At 72.1% G+C, this 3,619-nt stretch carries 1 protein-coding gene; it reads right to left on the bottom strand.

What is annotated here, in order from left to right; genetic code table 11:
• The coding region (locus CU044_RS38675) for an SDR family NAD(P)-dependent oxidoreductase (RefSeq protein WP_193564013.1) at positions 1–3,619 on the bottom strand (3,619 nt) is incomplete at both ends.

The following is a 3,619-nucleotide window of genomic DNA, read 5'->3' as shown; positions in this document are numbered from 1 at the left end:
AGGACCAGCCGTTGCTGCGGATCCATCGCCTGCGCCTCGCGCGGCGGGATCCCGAAGAACCCCGCGTCGAACTCCTCCACGTCCCGCAGGAATCCACCCGTACGCGCATAACTCTTGCCCACGGCCTCCGGATCCGGGTCGTACACATCCCAGCCGTCCCACCGCGACGGAAACCCCTCGATCGCATCCCCGCCCGAGGACAACAACTCCCAGAACTCCTCCGGCGTACCCACCCCGCCCGGCAGCCGGCACGCCATCGACACGATCGCGACCGGATCGTCGTCCTCGTCCGCGGCCCGTACGACAGCCTCGGCGGGCAGCACTGCCTGTGACAGGTCCATCCGTTCCAGGAGGAACTCCGCCATGGCGGCCGGGGTCGGGTAGTCGAACGCCAGCGTCGCGGGCAGGGGAATCCCGGTCTCCTGCGAGACCCGGCGCCGCATTTCCACGGCCATCAGCGAGTCGAGGCCGAGGTCCCTGAGTACCTGCTGGGCCGACACCGTGCTCTCGTCCGGAAGGCCGAGCACGCTCGCCGCCGCCGACCGCACCAGCAGCGTCACCGACTCCCGCCGCTGGTCGGGGGAGAGTACCGCGAGCCTGCCGCGCAGGCCCGAGGGGGCCTTACCCGCGTTCGCCCGCCGCAGGCGCGTCCTGACCATGCCGCGAAGCAGCGCCGGCACCTCGTCCTGGCCACGGTGCAACGCGGCCAGCCCGAGGCGCACGGGAACAAGATGTCCCCGCGAATCCGTCGCCAGCGCCGCGTCCAGTGTCCGCAGCCCCTCGTCCACGGACAGCGGCTCGATGCCCATGCGCCGGATCCGGGTCAGCTCGGCCCGGCCGAGATGCGCGGTCAGCCCCGTGCCGGCCTGCTCCCACAGTCCCCAGGACAGACTCCTGGCGGGCAGTCCCGCGTGCACACGCCATACGGCGAGGGCGTCGAGGAACGCGTTGCCCGCGGCGTACGTGCTCTGACCGGGACTTCCGAGCACTCCGGCGAGCGACGAGAACATGACGAACTCGGACAGCGTGTGCTCTCGGGTCAGTTCGTGCAGATGCAGCGCGGCGTCCAGCTTCGGAGCGAGTACGCGTTCCAGCCGCTCCGCGTTCTGGTCGAGCAGCAGTCCGTCGTCCAGCACGCCGGCCAGGTGCCACACCGAGTCCAGATCATCGATGGAACCGATCAGACCGGCAAGGGCTTCCCTGTCGGCGACGTCACAGGCCACGATCCGTACGTTGTCGGCCCCGGCCGCCGTGAGTTCGGCGGCGAGGTCAGCGGCCCCCGGGGCCCGGTCACCCTGACGCGAGGTCAGCACCAGACGCCGGACCCCACGGGTGCGCACCAGATGCCGGGCGAGCTCCCTGCCCAGCTCACCCGTTCCTCCGGTGAGCAGTGCCGTTCCCTCCGGCGTCGGAGTACCGGCGGTGACACCTTCCGGCTCCGGTTCGACCTCGACCAGCCGCGTGACCCGGATCTCTCCTCCCCGTACCGCGATCTCGGGCTCGTCCGTGACGGCCACGGCCCTGGCGAGCGCGGCGACGTCCTCGGCTCCGGAACCGGTGTCCACCAGTCGCAGCGATCGCTGCGGGTACTCGGCGCGCGCGGCACGGACCAGACCCCACAGCGGGGCGTGCACCAGGCCGTCGATGCCCTTCCCCGGCTCGGCCGGTACGGCCTCCCGGGTCACCCAGACCAGTTCGGTCCCGTCCAGCCGGGACTCGGCCAGCAGACTCTGCGCCACGTGCAGTCCCGTGGCGGTGGCCGAGCGCACCACGTCCGCCAGATCACCCGGGTCCCGCGTGGTGCTGTCGACGACGAGGCGAGCCGGGGGCTCGTCGCCGGCGTCGAGCCGGGCGCGCAGCTCGTCCACGTCGATGACGGGCCGTCCGCCGGTCACGGGCGCGAGGTCACCGGAGCCGCCGAGGACCCAGGTCTCGGCCGGTACCTCGCGAGTCGTGCGGGGAGGCTGGAAGTCGAGCCGGTAGAGGTGGCTGTCCGTGCGCTGCCGCAGCTGCTGTTCGGTCGCCGAACGCAGCACGAGCGCATCCACGTAGGCCACCGGATCGCCGTGGGCGTCCGCCATCCACAGCCGGGCCTCGAATGACGCGGGATCCCGCTCGATCCGGACACGGAGTTCGGTCGCACCGGTGGCGTACAGCTCCGCCCCGGTCCACTCGAAGGGGAGCGACACCCGTCCGCTGCCGGTGTCCAGTACGGAGACCGCGTGGAGCGCCGCGTCCAGCAGCGCCGGATGCACCGCGAAGGCGCCTGCCGCCGCGCTCTCGGCTTCGGCCTCGGGCAGGCGGACCACGGCATAAGCGGTGTCGCCGCTGCGGGAAAGCTCCACCAGACCCTGGAAGGCGGGTCCGTAGTCGATTCCGCGCTCGCGCAGCCGGTCGTAGAACCCGTCCAGATCCACTGCCGTGGTGTCCGCCACCGGCCAGTTCCGGAGTTCCCGGAATCCGTGGCCGTCGGTGTCGCCGACTGTCAGGTGGGTGAGTTGGGCGGCGGCGTGGGTGGTCCAGGGTGTGTCGGGGCGGGTGTCGGGGTCGGGGTGGGTGTGGACGGTGACCTGGCGGCACCCGTGGCCGTCGGTGCCGGTGACGGCGACCTGGACGCGCAGCGCGCCGGTTTCGGGGAGGACGAGGGGGGTGGTCAGGGTGAGGGTGTCGATCCCGGTGGCGCCCACGCGTTCGGCGGCGGTGAGGACCATGTCGAGGATCCCGGTGCCGGGCAGGAGCACGGTGTCGAACACCTTGTGGTCGCTCAGCCAGCGCTGTCCGGGTTCGGTGGCGTCGATCCTGCCGGTGAGGAGGAGGCCGTCGTCGTCGGCCAGGGGGGTGGAGAGGGTGAGCCAGGGGTGGTCGAGCCCGTCCGCGCCCCAGGCCGAGGGGTCTGCCGGGGTGCCGCTGGGGGTGGGGAGCCAGTACCGCCGGCGGTCGAAGGCGTAGGTGGGGAGGGCGGTTTCCACCGGCGTCCGCGGCACCGCGCGCTCCCACGGCCACCCGTTCCCCCGGGCCAGTCCGGCGCGGACCCATGCGGACAGCACGTCGGTGGTGTCGGCCTGGTTCCGGTGGGCGGTGGCGACGGTGGTTCCGCCGTGGTGCTGGGTGATCTCGTCGAGGGCCATGGCCATGACGGGGTGGGGGCTGACTTCGATCCAGGTCTGGTGGCCGTCGGTGGTGGCTGCCTGGGTGGCCTGGTCGAAACGGACCGGCCGGCGCAGGTTGGCGCACCAGTAGTCGGCGTTCATTTCGGTGCCGTGGATCAGGCGGCCGTGGACGGTGGAGTACATCGGGATCCGTCCGGCTGCCGACTGGAGGCCGGCGAGCTCGTCGGCCAGGGCGGGCAGGAGGGGGTCCATGTGTGCGCTGTGGGAGGCGTAGTCGACCTGTACCCGGCGGGCGAACACGTCCTCGGCCTTGAGTTGGGCGAGGAGGGTGTCGAGGGCGTCTCCGTCTCCCGAGATCACGGTGGATCCTGGGGTGTTGACCGCGGCCACGGACAGTCCGGTGCCGGTGAGGCGTTCGGTGATCCAGTCCACGCCGCGTTCGACGGCGGCCATGCCACCCTGCCCGCGGCAGGTGGCCACGGCCCGCGAGCGGGCGGCGACGATCCGCG

Source organism: Streptomyces sp. L-9-10 (genome assembly GCF_004151105.1).
Taxonomy (GTDB): Bacteria; Actinomycetota; Actinomycetes; order Streptomycetales; family Streptomycetaceae; genus Streptomyces.
The sequence above is the reverse complement of the archived record's forward strand: the minus strand, read 5'-3'. Positions and strand labels throughout refer to the sequence as shown.